Here is a 21,487-nt window from a genome sequence, read left to right as displayed (position 1 = left end):
GTTGATTGGAGTGGAGACTGGGCGACTCCTTGGGGATCAGCGATAGAGGAACGAAGGCTAAAACCATCACATCCTGTGATAACGCCTTCGTGACCAACATCGTGTTGGCCCGAGACCCTGCAGCGAAGCGAAGCGGCTCATCGGACGCCCCCAGGAAGCTCTGCTCTGCGCGAAAGCGAAGCGTCAGCGGCAAATGTTTTATCTGTGCGAAAGCGAAGCGTCAGCAACAAAGCGCCCAATCGGAACGGAAATCAACCCCACGTTATGGTGATGAGCCTTTTAATATCATAAGACATCTATGAATATTGTTCATATCTTTAAGCCTCGAGTATATTTTTGCTCGAGGCTTCATGTAACTAATTTTCTAACGGGAAAGGAGCATTTCAGTTGAAAAGTGTCAAAATAAAAAATGTCTCTAAGAAGTTCGGTCACATTCATGGCGTAAAAGATTTAGATCTTCATATTAAAGCTGGTGAATTTTTCACCTTCCTCGGCCCAAGTGGTTGTGGAAAAACGACTACATTAAGGATGATAGCCGGCTTTTATTACCCAAGCGAAGGGAAAATTCTTTTTGATGATTTTGATGTGACAAGGCTTCAACCTAATAAGCGGAACATCGGTATGGTGTTTCAAAATTATGCCCTCTTTCCACATATGACGGTAGATGAAAATATTGCCTTTGGCTTACAAGTACGAAAATTTTCGAAGTCGGAGATCAAACAAAAGGTTGACCGTATTAGAGGGCTCGTTCATTTATCGCAATATGGTAATCGGAAAATTAATGAATTATCTGGTGGGCAGCAGCAACGGGTTGCATTGGCAAGAGCACTTGTGATAGAGCCCGATATTTTATTGTTAGACGAGCCATTGTCGAATTTAGATGCTAAATTACGCGAAGAAACGCGCGTTGAAATAAAACGTATTCAATCCGAGCTCGGTGTTACAACCATCTATGTTACGCATGATCAAATGGAAGCTATGTCCATGTCAGATCGGATAATGGTCATGGAAAATGGGAACGTCAGACAAGTCGGTACTCCGCAAGAAATTTATAATCGACCTTCTAACCGCTTCGTCGCAGATTTTATTGGTGAGACAAACTTAATTGAGGCGATAATTGATGCTGTTAATGGTGACGATGTACAAGTAAAAACAGCAAGTGGACTTGTTTTGACTGGGCGAAAGCAACAAAGCTCCCCCACTTTAACGCATATGATTGGAGACAAAGTGTTTATTTCTATTCGTCCTGAATCTATTAATCAAGGTACTGGTGAAAACACATTAACAGGTAAAATCACTTTTGTTGAATTTACAGGAATTAGTGTGAACTATATTGTAGAATGTCTAGATTTTTCACTAAAAGTAATGATTATCAATATGAACGGTCACTTAAAAAAGATTGGCGAAGACATCACCTTAAATATAGCCCAAGATTCACTGTATTTTTTGGGAGAATAGGAGGGTAACAACATGGAAAAAACACACCTCAATCCTTCTGAAGGAAATGCATGGACACGACTAACTAGGTCAAATTGGTTTGTCTATATTTTAGTTGCACCTTTATTTTTAGTGTTGTTTGCCTATGTAGTATACCCGTTCTATCAAACTTTTACAGAAAGCTTTTCTGGTGATGATGCACTATCTAATTATAAAAATTTCTTTAGTATAGCTAGCCCAGCAAATATAGAGGCATTGTGGACTAGTATTTATATATCCGTTATCAGTGTTATTTGCTGTGCAATCGTCGGTGTAGCTATGGCATTTTTATTGGAACGCTATGATTTCCCAGGCAGACGAATACTCTCTGTTTTAGTATTGGTACCCATGGCTCTTCCGCCGTTAGTAGGTGTGCTGTCCTTTACATTTTTGTATGGTGAGAGTGGTATTTTCCCACGTGCGTTTCAGCACCTTTTCGGTTTAGAGCAAGTTCCATTTTCATTAAAAGGCATATGGGGGGTTATCATAGTACATACATTCACGATGTACACTTACTTCTACTTAACCGCCTCAGCAGCTATAAAAGGTCTTGATCCAGCTTTAGAAGAAGCCGCAACAAGCTTAGGTGCCGGGCGTGTTCGAGTATGGATAAAAGTTATTCTGCCCATGTTAACACCCTCGATTGTTGCCTCATCCTTACTCGTATTTATGATTTCTATGGCATCCTACACTGCACCTTTAATGTTCGGTGTTGAACGCACGATGACCATGCAAATCTATTTATCACGTACGAATGGGAATTTAGATATGGCAGCGACACAATCTATGATTTTATCCTTTGTGTCCATTACCTTTTTAATTATTATGCGCTGGTATCAAAACCGCCGAAATTACCAAAATCTCAGCAAGGGTATTAGTGTTCATCGATCTGAAGTGTCTTCAAGACGTATGAAAGTTATGGCGACTATTGCGTCTTTCATAGGTACATTAATTTTAATTTTGCCGATTTTAGTGCTTATATTAATTTCATTTTCCGTTGATGGTGCATGGAAAACGCAAATTCTCCCAACAGACTATACATTGGATCATTATCACGCTCTTTTTACAGATGAACGGACGTGGCGACCGATTTGGAATTCTGTTCGAATGGGGATTGTTGCCACAATCGGCAATATCATTTTCGGTGTTGCGGCAGCCTATGCTATGGTACGGTTAAATTTTAAAGGTAAAACATTACTCGATATTTTAATCATGGTTCCTTGGGCATTGCCAGGTACGGTTGTAGCTGTCAATTTGATCGCAGCCTTTAGTACGGAAAATATCTTCTCCTTTAATCAGGTTCTTATCGGGACGTTCTGGATTTTGCCGTTAGCTTATTTTATTAGACATTTACCTCTTGTTTTCCGATCAACATCGGCATCACTTGTGCAATTAGATCAATCTATCGAAGAAGCATCCCGAAGTTTAGGTGCAACATGGTGGTATTCATTTAGACGTATTGTATTACCACTTACATTTACGGGCATTTTGGCAGGTACATTACTAGCACTTGTTCAAAGCTTTGGCGAATTCGTAGCGTCTATTCTTCTTTACAGTACGTCAACGATCCCATTATCAGTGGCGATATTCCAAAAATTGTATTCTTTTAAATTTGGAACTGCTTGTGCATATGGTGTCTTACAAATTTGTTTAATTTTAATTGTACTTATTATTTCCGAGAAGTTATCTAAAGGCAGTGCTGGTTCGGCCATATAACTGCCAATCTACTAGGAGGCAATAACTATGTTTGAAGATTTCCGCAACAAGACCCAGCGAGAAGATGGGATGATCTTTCCTTCTAATATTTATCGTAAAATTGTCTTGCAACCAGCTTACGATGAAGCTAAGAAAAATTTTTTAACAATTATGTTGCAAATCAATATTGCACACTTAAAAATGTTAGAAGAACAGGGTCTAGTCAAAAAAGAAGAGGCTAAAGAAATTGGTACTGCTTTAAAAAAACTAGACTTGAACTATTATCGTATAGAGGATTACAGCCCGCGATATGAGGACTTGTTTTTCCGCATCGAAAATAAATTAATAGAGCTTGCTGGTGATGTTGCAGGGAATCTTCACATTGGTAGAAGTCGTAATGATATGGGCATTGCCATCTATCGCATGACTTTAAGAAAAAAATTGTTGTTGCTTATGCAAGAATTACTGACATTACGGGATGATTTAATCGCAGCTGCTGAGGAGCACGTTGATACGATTATGATTGGCTATACACATACGCAGCAGGCACAGCCAACAACCTTTGCGCATTATTTGAAAGCTGTCATCGATCAACTTGAACGAGACTTTGAACGTTTACAACATGTCTATAAAACGGTGAATCGTAGTAGTATGGGGGCTGCGGCATTAACGACAACAGGCTTCAATATTAATCGAGAGCGCATGCGTGAGTTATTGGCATTCGATGATATTATCGAAAATGCGTGGGATGCTGTTGCTGGTGCCGATTATATTGCAGAGGCAGCGAGTATCGTGCAACTTGCGGCACTTAATCTTGGCCGCACATCCCAAGATTTCTTACTATGGGCTACACAGGAATTCAATGCATTTACGCTAGCAAGCCCGTACGTGCAAGTTAGCTCTATCATGCCACAAAAGCGCAATCCTGTTTCGATCGAGCATACACGTTCATTGCTATCAGCAGTTGTTGGTGATGCTAGTACAGTATTACAAATGGTACATAATACACCTTTTGGAGATATCGTAGACACAGAGGATGATATGCAACCTTATTTATGGCGCGCCATCGACCGTTTAATAGGTATTTACAAACTATTTGGTTCACTTGTTGTCACGATGGATGTAAACAAGAAAAAACTAAGAAATCGAGCAGAAAACAGCTTTGCCAATGTGACAGAGCTCGCCGATACGTTTGTGCGCACTGAAGGGATTTCCTTCCGCCAAGCACATAGTATTGTTAGTAAATGTATTAAAGTATTGCTCTCTCATGGGGAGGAATCTCTAGCAAGCCTTACATGGGGTCTTGCCAATACACAATCTAAATTAATTACTGGTAAACCATTAAAAATTTCCGAGGAAGATTTTTATAGCACATTAAAACCAGAAACTTTCGTCGGTGTACGTACATTATTTGGTGGTCCAGCGCCCGTAACGATGAAAGAATCTCTTGAACGCTCCAAGGCAAATTCTCATAACCTTAAAGAGTGGGTTAGTTTGAAAGAGTCTATGATTATTGAGGCAGAAAAACAATTAACAGTAATAATCGAGGAATGGAATCAATGATGGAATGGCTACTTATAATTGACGGTGGTGCTACAAAAACGGCATGTGCGCTCGTACATGCCGAGTCTGGTGAAATAAAATATACAACATCAACAAGTGGCTCGAATTATCAAGCAATCGGTGCTGCATCTACTACAGAAATATTGCAAGCATTATTAGCAAATGTGCAGGACTTTTTACAACAGCATGATGATTCAAATATTGCTGTTGCTACCTTTGCAATGGCTGGGATTGATTCTCCCAAAGATCATGAAACCGTATCAGCAATCGTTCATAGTGCACTATCTACATTACAGTTAAAGATAGATACGCTTATTATAGAAAATGATGCACAAGCCACTTTACTTGGTGTTACTGCTGGACAGGCAGGCGCATTACTCATTGCTGGAACAGGAGCCATTGCGTACGCATTTGATGGTACACAAATAGTACGTGCAGGTGGTTGGGGGCATCGTGCAGGAGATGAAGGCAGTGGCTATTGGTTAGGACAAGAGGTTATACGCGCCATTTTCCACATGGAAGACGGGCGTGGTGAGCCGACCCTATTAAAAAGTCCTGTCTATGATTACTTACGAATCCAAGATGTTACAGAGCTAGCTTCATGGTTATTCCGACCATCCTACACGAACGCGCAGCTTGCAAAAATGGGTGCATTTTTGCAAGCTGCCGTGACTAAAAAGGATTCATGTGCCATTCAAATATCAAAGCGTGGTGCTCAAGAATTAGTACTCCTTGCATGCGCTGTGTTGAAAAAAATTGACTATAAGGGCGATACATTCAACCTTTATTGTAATGGTGGTGCCATTAAGCATAATCCATTAATTTTCAAAACTTTTTCATATGAAATGAAATCGATGTATCCACAAATTGAGATTTCTCTATGTCAGCATCAGCCTATCCTTTATCTTATAGAGCGAACAAAAATGGCCTATGACAGTTTGTAATGTCATAGGCTCTTCATGTTGTTGAAAAACTATTATTCAATTAAGGTGTCTATTTAAATAAAGTATGACTCTTCTGTAAAACGAGGGGTTGATTTCCGTTCCGACTGGGCGCTTTGTTGCTGACGCTTCGCTTTCGCACAGAGCAAAGCTTCCTAGGGGCGTCCGATGAGCCGCTTGGGCCAACACGATGTTGGTCACGAAGGCGTTATCACAGGACGTGATAATTTTAGCCTTCGTTCCTCTATTACTGATCCCCAAGGAGTCGCCCAACCTCCACTCCAATCAACCACTCCACATAAAATGTAACTTCTGGCATGTCATTCACATCTTTTTCGTTCTAACATTAAAGTGCCATTTTTTTCAGTTCATTTGTCGTGAAATATAAATAGCTGTCCTTCACAAATAAATCTTTCGTTTCTTCCCTATTTAACATTTGTTCTCCGCTTCCATCTGGACGAATCTTCGTTAAATACGCTCCGTGTGAATAATTACTAAAATATAGCCAGCCATCTGCATAAACGAGGTACTGTGCACGCGAATTAGAGACGCGTTTCGATTTACCTGTTTTTAAATCAAGGACATACAATTTATTATCATCAGCAACATTACTATAAAATATTTGTTGCCCTACTTGTGCAGCGAAATCTACATTGTGAAAGTAGTTATACGTCGTACTCGTTGCTTTCGGGTAGTCGTTAGCAATCCACGTATGATCCTTTGCCATCGTTCGATCATCCACTAAAAAGTATTGATAGCGAACCGCCCCTTTACGATCAGGCACCGGGTCATTCCATGTTGTATCGAGGTGATACCATTGACCATCCAGCTTTACTAAATTCCAAGCATGTCCCTCCTGTCCGACATAGCCTACGATATATTTTGTTTCTATACCTAGCTTTTGTAACATCGAATGAGCGAGCAATGCATAGCCCTGACAAACGCCGCCATGTTCTGCAAGCACTGTATAAGCGCTGTGTGGACTTGAATTCGTTTGATCCGTATAGGCGGTATTGGCGACGATATAATCATTGACCGCCCTAACCTTCTCTACTTCACTTAACGATTTCTCATTGATAGAGGCTACAATCTCTTGCACATTCATTTCAACGAATGCTGCCTGTTCTGGTGTCATTAAATAGCTTTGCTCTCCAAAGATTTTGGCTGTTTTTCTTCCATATTCAAAACGAATTGAATGTTTACTAATATGTCCATATACATAATCATCTCGTTTTATAGCATTTTCATAGGCTTCTTCCACTAGCTGTTCAATTCTTTGTGTATCGCCTTTATATTGAATCTCAAACGTAGGTGAAAAACTACTATAGTACGCATACATCGCATCAGCCATTTCCTTTGCATTTGTTACAACTAACTTTGCTTCAGGTTTTTTGGCTACAGGCGCTGTAACGGCTCCTTCTTCTGGCTTTTCTTCTATAGGTGTGGCCGTTTCAATGGAGGCATTCTCTGAAAGTTTAGCAGTAACATCTATGATTTTGTCCTTTGTTGAAAGAAGCATCGTTTCTATTTCATCATTATTTGACCAAGTTATTACTTGTTGCACAACTGCTTTACCAGCCGTATAAATAGGGTCAATAAAAATAATTAAAATTACGATAATGGCTAATTTTTTCCACAAAATCCTCACCTCCAAACGTTATCCTGTTTTCATTATATACAAAAAAAGCACAAAGGACTCACTTGGAAGTCCTTTTGTGCTTTCATTTTATTAATAGATAAGTATTTGAAGTTTATTTTATTTTAAACTTCTGTTCTTTGCCATTAACATTATAAACTAAATAATTATCATTAATTCTTAAATCAGAAACTGCTTGCTTCACGAGCACCTCAGTTTTTAATGTTTTAAGATTTAATTTTGTTAAGTAGCCACTGTTACTGTAATCACTGAAATATAAAATGTTATCTGCTCCTGTAATATACAAGGCACGTCTATCAATGACCTTTGTTTTCTTACCGCTTGCTAAATCAAGCGTATACAATTTATCTTTGTCTGCCGTATTGCTAAAGTACAGTGTATTATTAACCTGATATGCAAAATGAACATTTTGCATATAGCTATAATTCGTACTTGTTGCAGCAGGATAATTTGATGCTATCCATTTATGATCTTTCTTAAGCTGTGCATCCGTTACTAAAAAATAATCGTACGAAGAAGCACCGAAACGATTTGGTAATGGATCATTCCATGTTGTATCTAAATGATACCATTTACCATCAACCTTCACTAAATTCCATGCATGTGCCTCGTTACCATTAACAGTACCCACAACATATTTTACATCGAACCCAGCTTGTTCTAACATTTTATAAGTTGTTAACGCGTAGCCCTGACATACAGCTTGTCCTTCCATTAACAATGCATAAGCACTATGGGGACTAGCCTTTGTTTTAGTACCATATGCTGTATTTGACACAATATAATCATTAATCGCTTTTACTTTTTCGAATTCTGTTTTCATTGAAGGCTTAATAATCGTTTTTAATATTTGATCTACCTTTTTTTGTACGGCCGCTTCTTGTGTTTGGTTAGTCAAATACTTCACTTTAAATGTCACATTGCCCGTTGAGTCTGCAGAAATAGCAGTACTTTCCATATGACCACTCGCATAGACTGCTTGCTCCTGTGCTTTTTCAAAGGACTCCATAAAATTCTTTTTGAAATCAGTCATTGATCCACTATATGTAATTTTAATTTCGGGAGCGAAATTATTTAATTGCTTTACGATTTCTGTTGTGAATTGATCCCAAGTTGTTACTTTTGTATCAGCTACTACATTATAAGCAAACACAGAGGAAGTATTTACTGAGCGAGCGTCTGCATTTTGAGCATAGGCTGCTGTTGGACTTAACATCAGTAATGCTGCTCCGCTTATCAACCATTTCTTCACAATAAATCACCTTCCATTTGTTATATTCTTGTAATCAGAATAACAGATAAAGGAACTATAAATCTATCGGACAAGTTCACTATCCGTGACTTTCAACTGTATACATAACACACGAATCATAGGTATAAATTCCCTAAAATAAAATATAAGTATCGAATTAAACTATATTTTTGTAAAAAAATAAAAACTCACTTGTTTTTAAGTGAGTTTTCTATATATTAATGATCTTTTTTTATAGGGTAGGCTTCTCTTTATTTAACGACTTTTCACTACTAAATTGACTGCTTCTTGAATAGCTTCATTCATTTTCTCGCCATCACCTTCAGCATTTTGTACACATTCTAAAAGATTCGTACTAACAATAACACCAACTGTACGATCTACTGCTGAGCGTACTGCCGATAATTGAGTAATGACTGCCTTACAGTCCTTTTCTTCTTCCATCATTTTTAAAATTCCACGTAGCTGACCTTCCATCCGTTTCACACGATTTTTCACTTGATCTGAATATTCCATCATCATAGCTCCTTCTTTCTATACTCGCTACGTTCTTGAGTAATTATTATTCTTTATCCTAACTGTAACTATTTTTTCCTTGGTTTTAAATAATTCATAAGCATTTTAGAAATAATTGATCCTGCATTTGTTATTTCATCATACTGTATAACTGTATTTTTCTTTATTCGTAGCTGACCTATCTCTACTTCAAAAATTGGACATTTTCTTTTAAGTGCAGCAACTAACATATTTGTGTCGTAGTCATATCGTTCACCTTTTACTTTTATTAGCCATGGTAGCTCCTTTATAGAAATAAACCGTAAACCTGTTTGTGTATCCATTAGTTTTCTATGATAAAGGATTTCAAAAAACAAACTTGTTGTTCGATTACCCCAATATGATAAAAACGTGCTGTCCGAAGAATGGAAGTTACGTACTCCTAACACAATTCCTTCAGAAAATACCTTTGTCATTGTTAAAACTAGCTTTACATCTTGTAACGTATGTTGGCCATGAGCACCTACTGTAATAACACCTTGAAACATCCCCCTTTGCTCCATTACATAGATAAAGGCTGTTTTCAGTGCGCCTCCCTTACCAATATTATTGCCATGTTCTAGTACTCGACAGCAGTCAATCTTTTGTAACGCTTCAAATACATCTGCATATTTTTGATCGCTGCCATCATTGACAATAATAACTTGGTTAATGGTGGTGGCTAATAATTGATGGACATAGGTTATAAGTGACTGTTGTGGATTATAGGCTGGTATAATTACTGCAATATTTTTCATCATTTCTATCCCCCGGATAACATGAAACTTTGACATATGCACTCACTAGTAATCGTTACTGAATTTCAACGAATCTCCTTATAACAAATAGTATCATGTATCGAGGACAATTCAACAATAACGGTATTTTCCCGATATATGAAAAAAGAGGATATCTTCGTAGCGTATGGTTGATTTCCGTTCCGACTGGGCGCTTTGTAGCTGACGCGTTGCTTTCGCTACAGAAAACATTTGTTGTTGCTGTCGCTTCGCTTTCGCACAGAGCAAAGCTTCCTGGGGGCGCCCAGTCTCCACTTCAATCAACTAATATACACGGTATACGTTTTAACAAATTAAACATCCAGATTTCGTGATGAGTAGAAAAAGAATAATGTTATGAAAGTGGTGAGTTCTATCGTCATACAATATGAAATTCTCCAAGATCAATGTACAAAATTAAAAGCTTTATACTTGGTTAAATTGGCTAATAATTTACAGGATGCTAGCTCGCTCGCCATTGCAAAGCCAGCTATATCTCTTCAAAAATCACTCCTTGTACTAGAGGAAATTCTATATGAACTTTATAAGCTGGAAATGCATACCGAACCGAAGCTAAAAAATATTCGATCATTACTCAATAATCGTAGCTTTGTTGCAAAAATCCATCCACGTCGCATTTATTTATTAATGAATCTTGTAAGCAAAATGACTTCTAGTAATAGAAGTGAAGTTGTGGAGGCTAAGGCAGCAAAAATTGTTCTTGATTATATAAGTGATATTGTAGAATGGTTTATCGATCGCTATGACCGTACCTTAAAGGCAAAGTTAATGCGCCAAGGCTCCAGCTTTGAAGATATAACTTCAGCTTTTGATATAAATACGCTACTTCAAGATGACCAATCAACCGAGGCCTATAAAACCGCAGCAGACTGGTTTGAGCTTGCCGCAAAACAAGGGAATGCAAGTGCTCAATATAATTTAGGCGCTCTTTATAATCAAGGGCGTGGCGTTAAGAAAGATTATGCAGTTGCAAAAATGTGGTATGAACGCGCTGCTGAGCAAAAGGATGCAAACGCGCTTTATAGCTTAGGCGTGCTCTATCATTTAGGTCACGGTGTTGTACAAAATTATGAGGAAGCCGCTCATTATTATAAAGTTGCTGCAGATTTAGAAAATGCAGATGCACAGTACAATCTAGGGGTCCTATACAATCAAGGACTCGGTATGCCACTAAACTTTGCCGAGGCAGCAAAATGGTACATGCTAGCAGCCAATCAAGGGAATACAAGCGCTCAAAATAATCTTGGGTTCCTTTATCACAATGGAACTGGTGTCGAGCAAAGCTATGAGGAAGCTATAACCTATTTTGAAATGGCTGCATTGGCTGGAGATGCAAGTGCTCAGTATAATCTTGGTTATATGTACCTTAAAGGTCGAGGCATCTCGCAAAATTTTGAAGAAGCTGCGCAATGGTTCCATTTAGCTGCACTTCAAGACCATACAAATGCAGAATTTCAATTGGCTATGCTATATAACACTGGACAAGGTATTCCTCAAGATCATCTAGAGGCTATAAAATGGTTTAAGCTCGCAGCACATAAAGGACACTTGAATGCCCAATGCTGTCTCGGTGTGCTCTATGTTAAAGAAAACGATATAACTTTAGCTGAAAAATGGTTGCAGTTAGCCGCTAACAACGGACATATAAGTGCTGGCTTTGAGCTTGGACGTATTTATGTATACCACCTCCAGCAACCAGAGAAGGCTCTCTCTTACTTCAAAGTTGCTGCTGAAAAGGGTTATGCTGATGCTCAGTACGAGCTCGGATTATTATATGAAGCTGAATTGAATTATGATGAAGCAGTAAAATGGTGGAGGGCCGCTACTGATCAGTCCCATATTCAGTCTGAATATCAATTGGGGTTATTATATGAGCATGGATTGGGGATCGAACAGGACTTAGAAGAGGCACGACGCTGCTATCGACTAGCAGCCATCCAAGGACATTCAGGTGCTCAATATCAACTTGGTAATTTATTTGATAAGGGCAAAGGTGTCGAACAGGATTATACTGAGGCTGCAAAATGGATTGAACAAGCTGCCATTAAGGGACATGCCAAAGCACAATATCAATTAGCTCAAATGCACAGTCATGGGCAAGGGGTACCAAAGGATTTTGCGAAGGCCGCCCAGCTGTATCGACTGGCTGCCAATCAAGGGCATCAAAAAGCACAATTCCAGCTTGGTATGCTTTACAAAAAAGGACACGGTGTTGCACAGGATTATACTGAGGCAACAAAATGGCTTAAGAAGTCTCTTGAAAATATAAAATAAAGGGATTATAAGCATAACGTGGGGTTAGGCGCTTTCTTCGAGGCGTCAGATGAGCCGCGTAGGGCAACAGGGTGTTTTTTGCGCGAAAGCGTAGTGCTAACGAAGCGTCAGCAGCACGAGGTTGGTCACGAAGGCGTTATCACAGGACGTGATGGTTTTAGCCTTCGTTCCCCTATGGGCTCGCTCCAATCAACCTATCCACATGACATACGTTTTAACAGAATGTCATCCAACTTTTAGTTTTATCGATAAACTTTCATGTTTTATCAACCAACTTCTGAATTTTATCGAAATTCACCTTTCAAAGAGTAAAAAAAAGATTCACACACAAAACTGTTCTTCATAAAAAATACCGTGTCACCTCATTAAAGACAGTGACACGGTATGTTTTTTAGATTTTCATTTCTTCTTTTTGATTTACCATAAATGTTACAACGATGAATAAAGCAAAGCTAATTAATAGTGTTGTTCCACCTACTATAAAGAAAATCATTGTAAACGTTCTGCTAAAATTAAATGGATTCAAATTGTAGAACCACATTCCTAGTGTTAAGCCAAAAACACCGAGAATTGCAGTCCAACCATGAGCTGTTACTAATTTTTTTGATTTCACTTTAAAGGCACGATAGAAAATCCCCCATGCAAACATACTTAACCAACCTACGAGCAAAATATGTGCATGTATCGGTCTATATTCATAACTACCTGAACCAGACATATGTGAGCCTAGATACGTTCCCAATAAGGCAAAAATCGCAGCAAGACGAATAAGGCGCATACTCCATTTTTGTTCCATACGATAACCCCTCCTAAGCTTTTTCAACTTAGTCAGCAGTTTATCTCGTGAACATGAACTTTACATGAACTCCTCATTACAATTTTGGTAAGTGAACACGTACCTTTGTGCCGGAATTCATAACACTTTCTATATGAACCGTTCCTCCATGTAACTCAGCAATTTGCTTCACGATGGCTAGTCCAAGACCAGTACCTTGCTTTGTTCTGGACGCATCTACTCGATAAAAGCGATCAAATACCTTTTGTAGTTGCTCGGCAGTCATTCCTATGCCGCTATCCTCAATAAGCACTTCAACTGAGGTTGAGGATTCTTGTAAGTGAATATGAATTTCTCCACCTTCAACATTGTATTTAATGGCATTCGTCAATAAATTATCCCACACATTTTGTAATAGCCCTGCATCGCCACCATATGTTACTGGTTCAAGCTGATACGATAATTGTACATTAGCGTCTTCAAGCTGCCAGCGATATTTTCTTACGGTTTCCTTTAATTGCTCATCTAAACGATAAGGTTCACGCTTTAACAACCTTGTAGATTGATCGAGTGATGTAAGTAAAAGTAATTGCTTCGTTAATGTCGACATACGCTTCGTTTCTAACTCAATAATCGTTGTATATTCCTGTCTTTCCTTGTCGGTCAGCAAAGGATTCTTTAGTAAATCTACATAGCCTTGAATATTCAACAATGGCGACTGAAAATCATGGGATACATTACTTATAAACTCTTTACGTATTCGATCATTTTCCTGTAATTTTTCGGTCATAACATTAAAGCTAACTGCTAATTGTCCAATCTCATCTGCTCGATCTATCTCCAGTAGCGTATCGAATTTTTCATGTGCAAGCTGATGTGTTGCCTCTGTTAGTTGTGTAATTGGGCGGATTAGAGCCTTAGCAAAAAGTAGCATTGCCAATAGACTAAGTACTGTCATCGTAAGCATAAGTCCACCAAGTATCGTATGCACTTCAGAGAACAACAAGCGTATGTCAGGTCTAATGAACAGTGCATACTGCTTATTTTCATAAGTAAATGGCACACCTATCGTATTAATTAACTCATTCGCAAAAAAGCCTGTCACAAAAGTCTCTTTTGGAAAGTCACGCATACCATGATAAATTTCCCCGTTTAAAACACGCTTGACTGTATTAGATGGTAATGTTTTATCACGATACTCACCGCCGAAGAAATGCCCTTCGCCATCAGTTGTTACATAAATTTGATAACCTATTTTACCAAGAGTCGTTAAATAATTATCTAAATCGTTAGGCTTTGAAGACTCAATATATTTCGCAATATCCTGCGCAATTTTCACATTTTTAGCATCGTTTTTTTCCTTCACAACTTGATGATAATACGTATTTGTCGCTAAAAAGCCGATACATAAGCTGCCGATCATAACGAGCATCGTCGTGACAACAAATCTACTATATAACGTTTTTATCATGCAATAACCTCAACCTTATATCCAACACCACGCACTGTTGTAATCTCAACACCTGATTTATAACGATAAAGACGCTCACGAATCCGCTTCACATGCGTATTTAAAGTCTGCTCATCTCCATCGTAATCATAGCCCCACACCTGCTCCATAATAAAGCTACGTGTAAACACCTGATTTGGACGAGATGCTAGTAATGCTAAAAGTTCAAATTCCTTTAAAGGTAGAACAAGTGTATCTTCCCCAATGACAACCTCAAAACTTCGACGATCAATAACGATTCTACCCACCTGGATGGTTACCTGATTTTTCTTATCGAGTCTACGCAATATCGCGGCTATGCGAAACAGCAATTCTTTAGGTTCAAAAGGCTTTACAACATAGTCGTCTGAGCCTGCCAAAAACCCTCGTTCCTTGTCCTCTAGCTCGCCTTTTGCTGTTAATAACAATACGGGGATATCGTACTCCTGGCTCAATATCTCGGTTAATGTAAAACCATCCATTCCCGGCATCATAACATCTACAACAGCCAAATCAGGTAAGTTTCCTTCAAGTAGTTTAAGAGCCTGTTGTCCGTTTTCCGCCTGTATCACCTGATAGCCCTCTCTTGTCAGATAAATATTCACTAGCTGTAAAATATGTACATCATCATCTACAACGAGAATTTTCATTCAGGTCAACCTCCATCCAACTTGTTTCCTGTAACAAAAAATCCGCTTCATTCCGCGGACGATCTGCAAGCTTTGGGTTCCTTGCTGTCCATGCCGAAGTGTAGCGAATTTTTTCTATAACAACTTTCATTTATATTATAACGAAAAGAAAGAAATCAACAGCAGTATAAGTAACGGCAAACCAATTACGATATAACCACGTGGATTTGCAAAATTCATCGTCCAACCGACCCCAAAGCGTTTCTCTACAAAAACGGAAGGATCTTGACGATTCACATAAATTAATCCGCCCTTCCAATAGCGATCCTCATCAACATCCATTACTTCCGAAACGACATTGTCTCCATAGTTCACCCTCAGCCGGCGTTTTTTCCATGCGTAAACAAGGGCTGAGCCAAGAACAAGCAATAAGAACAAAATAAATACCGGTAGTAGACTTCTTCCTGTAGTCACTGAAGGATAGATGTTGCTTAGCTGTAATACTGTAAATAATACTGTAAAGGCATAGCTTAATAACATAATGCTCCAACTCATAAACTTTCGGCTTTTTAACTGATCTTCCAATGATTCTTCCTTACGATTAACAGCTAACTTGATTGCTGAACGCTTTATAGAATCTACAGTTCCCCACATCATACATTGTATCATCAGCATAACAAGCGGTAGTGAAACCGCAGTAAAATATGTTTTGCTTCTCCAAGAATCCGCTTCACCGCTAGGTCCCCAATGTACAGCAATGTGATCTGGTATTTGGTCATAATGGCGGAATGTAAAGATAATTAGAAACACCGTAACACCAAAAGGGATTACATAAAATGGCCACGGAAGCATTTCATCACGACTACGTGCCGTTAAGTCAACTGCACGAACTTGTTTTATATTTAAGCCCCATTGCTCTTCCTTTTTAAGCTTTAAAACTTTTTGATGGTTTATCCAATAAAATGTCATACTGATTGCAAGCATTGCAAATAAGCACCCTAGCAGTAAAATACTTTGCATGAACTCAGATTGAGCAAAGTAATAATAGCTAACAATCATCATCATTAATAACATGACACCAGATATTCCAACGAATTGAGCATAATGCTTTTTCATATTACGTAATGCGGGATGTTTTACATTTTGTTCAGGTACAGTAACGCCAAAAATGATTGTCTCACGTACTATATATGGAACAAATACTTGTAGAACTAATGTTATGATGTAGACGGTTGAAAAAACGCTAAGTAGCATGTACTACACCCCTTCTGCAGGTATTTGCAAATCAGAAAATACCTTTTTCATCATGTGCTCGATTTGTTCAGCTGTTGCCCCGAGCACCATTCCTTCTACCACAACAGGCTTTAAGTTTTTTTCAATTTGTTGTAATTGTTCAGGAGTTAACGCTCGTTCTTCTGTTGAACGAATAATAGCACCTGATTTAGCTCTAATAGTAATGATCCCCTTTTCCTCTAGCTCATGATAGCTTTTATTAACCGTATGCATATTTACGCCCAAATCAGCCGCTAAACTACGTACAGATGGTAGAGTATCTCCTGGCTTCATTTCTCCTCTTGCAATACCTTCAATAATTTGCCGTGTTACCTGTTCATAGATTGGTACATCAGATTGTGGCTCTATTTGAATAAACATTACTATCATCTCCATAATTGTTATATAGCTAATATAACAAATAATCATTCTTTATGCATAATGAAGGAGACCAATTGAACAATCGAAAAAAGGAGATGTCTCATCATTAATTTGAGACATCCCCTTTCAACTATAGCTATTTCGTAACTATTGCTTATGCAATATAAATTTCATCAACTACCGGTGTCGGCCCAGGAACATTTTTTAGAAGATAAAAAAATGCCTTACAAGCTCCCCATCTAAGCTCGTAAGACATCCTTCACCCCTTTAAATCTCTTTTTATTAATAGACCCCTTTTTTGTAACCGTGTTCATTTTTCAGTAAGGAACGGGGGAACAGACCCCGCCCGTTACATTAGTGGAAAAAGGTGGACTCCATTCGAGTTCAGTCCACAACAATTTAGGAAAGTTGGATATGTTCGTTTAGTAGATTCGTATCTCAAATCAATTATGCCGAGGCGTAATTACGTGATTAAGCTAATTTCTCGTAACCTGGAAGCGTCAAGAATTCCGCAAATTCGTCTTGTTCAATTAAAGATTTAAACAGCTCAGCAGCTTCTTCATAGCGGCCACTGTTATAGGCTTGTTCCCCAACAGCCTCTTTAATTTTCACAAGCTCTTCCTCCAAGGTTGCTAGTACAAATGCCAATGTAATGCCACGGCCATCATCCAAGACACCTTTTGGATGGCGAATCCATTGCCATACTTGTGTACGAGAGATTTCTGCAGTTGCAGCATCCTCCATTAAGTTGTTAATAGGTGCAGCTCCGTTGCCTCGTAGCCAAGAAGCAATGTACTGAACGCCTACACTACAGTTAATACGAAGACCTTCAAGTGTAATTGTACCTTTTGGAACAGCTACTAGATCTTCTGCTGTAACATTTACATCCTCACGCTTTTTATGGATTTGGTTTGGTGTCGTCATAATCGCATCAAACTGTTCCATAGCCGTTGCAACCATACCCGGGTGCGCTACCCAAGTACCATCGTGGCCATCTGTTGCCTCGCGACGTTTATCTTCTGCAACCTTTGCAAAAGCTACAGCATTCGCGTCGTCATCCCCTTTAACAGGGATTTGTGCCGCCATACCGCCCATCGCAGGAGCATTTCGTTTATGACATGTTTGAATACATAAAGACGTATATGCCTTCATGAATGGTACAGTCATTGTCACTTGCCCACGGTCCGGTAAAATTACATCAGGTTGATTGCGCAGACGTTTGATATAGCTGAAAATGTAATCCCAGCGTCCACAATTCAGACCAGCTGAATGTTCACGTAATTCATATAAAATTTCATCCATTTCAAATGCTGCTAAAATTGTTTCGATTAATACAGTAGCCTTAATTGTCCCTTGTGGAATTCCGATATAATCTTGTGCAAACACAAAGACATCATTCCATAAGCGTGCCTCCAAATGGCTTTCAAGCTTCGGTAAGTAGAAATAAGGTCCTGTACCTTGTGCCAAAGCATTTTTAGCATTGTGGAATAAATACAGACCGAAATCAAAGAAACTACCAGAGATCGGTTCGCCATCCACTAGTACATGCTTTTCAAGTAAATGAAGACCACGTGGACGAACTAATAACACAGCTGTGTTTTCGTTTAATTTATACGTTTTACCATTTGATGCTTGTGTAAATTCAATTGTCTTATTAATAGCATCACGCATATTAATTTGACCGCCAATCATGTTTTCCCATGTCGGAGCAGATGCATCCTCAAAGCAAGCCATAAACATTCTTGCACCAGAGTTTAATGCATTAATAACCATTTTACGGTCAACAGGTCCTGTAATTTCTACACGACGGTCTTGCAAATCTGCTGGAAGTGGTGCAATTGTCCAATCTCCCTCACGGATATGCTTCGTGTCTGGTAAGAAGTCGAGTTTCTCACCTGCATCAAGAAGCTTTTGGCGTTCTTGACGGGCCTCTAACAGCTCTTTTCGACGAGCATCAAATTTCTCGTGCAGGGCAAGAACAAACTCAAGGGCTTCTGGTGTTAAAATTTCTTTTGTTTGCTCGTTTTGTTCCCCAACAATTTTAAGCTTACCTGTTGTTGCTTGTTCCATCAGTTATTCCCCCATCTTTGCGAATTTAAGTAGTCCCCCCGCTTTAGGAGGAGCGGAGGAGACTAATCTATGATTATGAATTTAGGAATACGCGTACTTTATGAAACTTAAACGAATTGTTCTGTTTCTGTAGAACCAGCCATTGCTGTTGTAGAAGAAGTACCACCAGAGATAACTTGAGATACATCATCAAAGTAACCAGTACCTACTTCACGTTGGTGACGTGTAGCTGTGTAGCCTTTTGATTCTGATGCAAACTCTGCTTGTTGTAGCTTAGAGTATGCGGCCATACCATTATCTTTATAATCATGTGCAAGCTCAAACATAGAGTGGTTTAATGCGTGGAAACCAGCTAATGTTACGAATTGGAATTTATATCCTAATTTACCTAGCTCGCGTTGGTATTCTGCGATTTCTTCTTCTGATAGATTTGCTTTCCAGTTGAAAGAAGGTGAGCAGTTGTATGCTAGCAATTTACCTGGGAATTTAGCATGAATAGCTGCCGCAAATTCACGAGCTTCCTCAAGTGATGGTTTAGAAGTTTCACACCAAATCAAATCTGCATATGGCGCGTAAGCTAAACCACGAGCAATCGCTTGTTTAATGCCTGGTTTTGTACGGAAGAAGCCTTCTGGAGTACGTTCACCAGTAATAAACTCAGCATCACGTGGATCGATATCAGATGTTACCATATCAGCAGCATCAGCATCTGTACGAGCGATTAAAATTGTATCAACACCCATTACATCTGTTGCAAGACGAGCAGCAATTAAGTTACGAACAGCATTTTGTGTTGGAAGTAACACTTTCCCACCTAAGTGACCACACTTTTTCTCAGAAGCTAATTGGTCTTCTAAGTGAACACCAGCAGCTCCAGCTTCAATCATTCCTTTTACAAGCTCAAATACGTTTAGAGGACCCCCGAAACCAGCCTCAGCATCTGCTACGATTGGAGCGAACCAATCAAATTGATCTACACGTCCTTCAGCATGATCGATTTGGTCTGCACGTTGTAAAGCTTGGTTAATACGCTTAACTACTGCAGGAACAGAGTTTGCTGGATATAAGGATTGGTCAGGGTACATTTGACCAGAAAGGTTAGCATCAGCAGCTACTTGCCAGCCCGATAAGTAGATTGCTTTTAATCCTGCTTTTACTTGCTGTACAGCTTGATTACCAGTCAATGCACCTAATGCATTAATGAATGGTTCTTCGTGTAAAGAGTTCCAAAGTCGAGCCGCACCTTTAGTTGCTAAAGTTTGTTCAAGTACAACAGAGCCCTGTAGCTTAATAACCTCTTCAGCTGAATATGCGCGTTCAATACCAGCCCAACGAGGGTTCTCTGCCCATTGTTTTTCTAATGCTTGGATTTTTTCTTGACGTGTTGACATATTGAAATTCCACCTTCCCCTTTGTATACAATATACTCTGTTAAAAAACTTTTAATCCGCTGTTCCATAACAGGTTTATTTGTTATAAATTAATATATAACAGCACATCTGAATTTTCATTATTTTTAGATAAAATACCAAATTTTAATGATGAAACTGCTTTTTTTGGCGACGAAATTTGGTAAACTGTTTACAAACAAGGGGGATATTCACAATGAACAATGAGCTTAATTCTTTGCCAAAAGATATTTCACAACAGTTTATTTCAATGTTAAAAGACTGGGTTCCAGCCAATTCATCCATTGCAATTGCTGCTGAAAACTCCTATATCTATTTTCATTCTGGACATCAAAACATTAACTTAGAAATTGGTCAACAAGTACAGTCTGGTAGCATTGCCGAGCAAGTACTACGCACGGGGAAACGAACAGATGCCGTTTTAGATAATTCCTTATTCGAAACACCGTATTATGGGATAGGTTATCCTATAAACATATTAGATGTGCCTGCAGCACTTGTTGTAGTATTACCTTCAACCTTTACCGAAAAGAAATTGGAGCCCTTTCAATTTTTAACTGGAAAGCAAGAAGAGGAATGGAATCCTGTTGCAATTGAAAAAATCTCTCATATTGAAAGCCTGCAGAAAAAAACGTGGTTTTATGTGGAGGGGGAACAATTTAAAACAAGTATTACTCTTAAAGAACTTCAAATGCGTCTACCGTCATCTTTTATTCGCATTCACAGGTCTTATATTGTTAATATTCATTTCATAAAAAAAATGGCTCGTGATCTTACTTCTAATTTTATTGTCACTTTAAAGGATGGCAGTGAATTACCCGTTAGCCAATCTTATTTAAATAATCTTCGAATCGCCCTTGAATTTTAGATTTTGCCTTGCGTAATTGTTGTTGTGGCTGTCGCTTCGCTTTCGCACAGAAAAGATTTGTTGATTGAAAATAAAAGGCTGTCTTATACATTTGTTGTATAAGACAGCCTAAAAAATAAAAAAGTCTGAGAATAAATTCTCAGACTTTAGATTGCCTAGCGACGTCCTACTCTCACAGGGGGAAGCCCCCAACTACCATTGGCGCTAAAGAGCTTAACTTCCGTGTTCGGTATGGGAACGGGTGTGACCTCTTTGCCATCATCACTAGACATATGAAAGAAATTATTCTTTCAAAACTGGATAAACGGTGCATTGAATGTTTCAAACGTTTTGGTTAAGTCCTCGATCGATTAGTATTCGTCAGCTCCATGTGTCACCACACTTCCACCTCGAACCTATCTACCT

The 21,487-nt window shown here is 38.8% G+C and carries 18 protein-coding genes and 1 rRNA gene; 7 read left to right on the top strand and 12 right to left on the bottom strand.

The window, feature by feature from the left end; translation table 11 throughout:
- Positions 1-387: 387 nt before the first annotated feature.
- The 5 genes from ABH966_RS14615 to ABH966_RS14595 all read left to right on the top strand — a co-directional run bounded on the left by ABH966_RS14615 (position 388) and on the right by ABH966_RS14595 (position 5,984).
- Complete coding sequence (locus tag ABH966_RS14615; RefSeq protein ID WP_370079556.1) at positions 388-1,458, top strand: ABC transporter ATP-binding protein; 1,071 nt, start codon at positions 388-390, stop codon at positions 1,456-1,458.
- 12 nt (positions 1,459-1,470) lie between these two features.
- A complete protein-coding gene (locus tag ABH966_RS14610; RefSeq protein WP_370079554.1) occupies positions 1,471-3,192 on the top strand; it encodes an ABC transporter permease in 1,722 nt (573 codons plus the stop codon).
- A gap of 27 nt (positions 3,193-3,219) precedes the next feature.
- Entirely contained in the window at positions 3,220-4,734 is a 1,515-nt protein-coding gene (argH, locus tag ABH966_RS14605) for an argininosuccinate lyase (protein WP_370079552.1), read from the top strand.
- A complete protein-coding gene (locus ABH966_RS14600) occupies positions 4,731-5,678 on the top strand; it encodes an N-acetylglucosamine kinase (RefSeq protein ID WP_370079550.1) in 948 nt (315 codons plus the stop codon). Before argH ends, ABH966_RS14600 begins: the two co-directional genes overlap by 4 nt.
- Before the next feature lie 165 nt (positions 5,679-5,843).
- A complete protein-coding gene (locus ABH966_RS14595; protein WP_370079548.1) occupies positions 5,844-5,984 on the top strand; it encodes a hypothetical protein in 141 nt (46 codons plus the stop codon).
- 37 nt (positions 5,985-6,021) lie between these two features.
- On the opposite strand, the gene ABH966_RS14590 is transcribed toward ABH966_RS14595, so the two are convergent.
- The 4 genes from ABH966_RS14590 to ABH966_RS14575 form a co-directional block, all read right to left on the bottom strand.
- Complete coding sequence (locus ABH966_RS14590) at positions 6,022-7,323, bottom strand: transglutaminase domain-containing protein (RefSeq protein WP_370079546.1); 1,302 nt, start codon at positions 7,321-7,323, stop codon at positions 6,022-6,024.
- 103 nt (positions 7,324-7,426) lie between these two features.
- On the bottom strand, positions 7,427-8,584 hold the full coding sequence (locus ABH966_RS14585) for a transglutaminase domain-containing protein (RefSeq protein WP_370079544.1): 1,158 nt from the start codon (positions 8,582-8,584) through the stop codon (positions 7,427-7,429).
- A 255-nt stretch (positions 8,585-8,839) separates the two neighbouring features.
- Positions 8,840-9,100 carry a metal-sensitive transcriptional regulator gene (locus ABH966_RS14580; RefSeq protein ID WP_004233098.1) on the bottom strand — a complete coding sequence of 87 codons (261 nt, stop codon included), beginning with the start codon at positions 9,098-9,100 and terminating at the stop codon, positions 8,840-8,842.
- 68 nt (positions 9,101-9,168) lie between these two features.
- The gene (locus ABH966_RS14575) at positions 9,169-9,879 is read right to left on the bottom strand and encodes a glycosyltransferase family 2 protein (RefSeq protein ID WP_370079542.1); all 711 of its coding nucleotides are present in this window, start codon (positions 9,877-9,879) and stop codon (positions 9,169-9,171) included.
- Between the two features lie 372 nt (positions 9,880-10,251).
- On the opposite strand from ABH966_RS14575, the gene ABH966_RS14570 reads away from it, so the two are divergent.
- Complete coding sequence (locus tag ABH966_RS14570; protein ID WP_370079540.1) at positions 10,252-12,189, top strand: SEL1-like repeat protein; 1,938 nt, start codon at positions 10,252-10,254, stop codon at positions 12,187-12,189.
- A gap of 391 nt (positions 12,190-12,580) precedes the next feature.
- Here the strand turns inward: ABH966_RS14570 and ABH966_RS14565 are convergent, their stop codons facing one another.
- The 7 genes from ABH966_RS14565 to aceA form a co-directional block, all read right to left on the bottom strand.
- Positions 12,581-12,985 carry a hypothetical protein gene (locus ABH966_RS14565; protein WP_370079538.1) on the bottom strand — a complete coding sequence of 135 codons (405 nt, stop codon included), beginning with the start codon at positions 12,983-12,985 and terminating at the stop codon, positions 12,581-12,583.
- Positions 12,986-13,061: 76 nt separating this feature from the next.
- Positions 13,062-14,432: a sensor histidine kinase gene (locus ABH966_RS14560; protein ID WP_370079694.1), complete on the bottom strand. Its 1,371-nt coding sequence runs from the start codon at positions 14,430-14,432 to the stop codon at positions 13,062-13,064.
- A complete protein-coding gene (locus ABH966_RS14555; RefSeq protein WP_370079536.1) occupies positions 14,432-15,103 on the bottom strand; it encodes a response regulator transcription factor in 672 nt (223 codons plus the stop codon). Before ABH966_RS14555 ends, ABH966_RS14560 begins: the two co-directional genes overlap by 1 nt.
- Positions 15,104-15,238: 135 nt before the next feature.
- A complete protein-coding gene (locus tag ABH966_RS14550) occupies positions 15,239-16,336 on the bottom strand; it encodes a DUF1648 domain-containing protein (RefSeq protein ID WP_370079535.1) in 1,098 nt (365 codons plus the stop codon).
- Positions 16,337-16,339: 3 nt separating this feature from the next.
- Complete coding sequence (locus ABH966_RS14545) at positions 16,340-16,735, bottom strand: GntR family transcriptional regulator (protein WP_370079533.1); 396 nt, start codon at positions 16,733-16,735, stop codon at positions 16,340-16,342.
- 471 nt (positions 16,736-17,206) lie between these two features.
- Positions 17,207-18,805: a malate synthase A gene (gene aceB, locus ABH966_RS14540; RefSeq protein ID WP_370079531.1), complete on the bottom strand. Its 1,599-nt coding sequence runs from the start codon at positions 18,803-18,805 to the stop codon at positions 17,207-17,209.
- A gap of 107 nt (positions 18,806-18,912) precedes the next feature.
- The gene (aceA, locus tag ABH966_RS14535) at positions 18,913-20,196 is read right to left on the bottom strand and encodes an isocitrate lyase (RefSeq protein ID WP_370079529.1); all 1,284 of its coding nucleotides are present in this window, start codon (positions 20,194-20,196) and stop codon (positions 18,913-18,915) included.
- A gap of 214 nt (positions 20,197-20,410) precedes the next feature.
- Between aceA and ABH966_RS14530 the strand changes: the two genes are divergently transcribed.
- Positions 20,411-21,082, top strand: a complete 672-nt coding sequence (locus tag ABH966_RS14530; protein WP_370079527.1) for a LytTR family DNA-binding domain-containing protein — start codon at positions 20,411-20,413, stop codon at positions 21,080-21,082.
- Positions 21,083-21,235: 153 nt separating this feature from the next.
- Here the strand turns inward: ABH966_RS14530 and rrf are convergent.
- Positions 21,236-21,351 (bottom strand): 5S ribosomal RNA (gene rrf / locus ABH966_RS14525).
- Positions 21,352-21,487: the final 136 nt, after the last annotated feature.

Origin of the sequence: Lysinibacillus sp. RC46 (assembly GCF_041262385.1) — a bacterium.
Taxonomy (GTDB): Bacteria; Bacillota; Bacilli; order Bacillales_A; family Planococcaceae; genus Lysinibacillus.
Note: the sequence above shows the minus strand (reverse complement) of the source record. Positions and strands in the feature narration are given on the sequence as shown.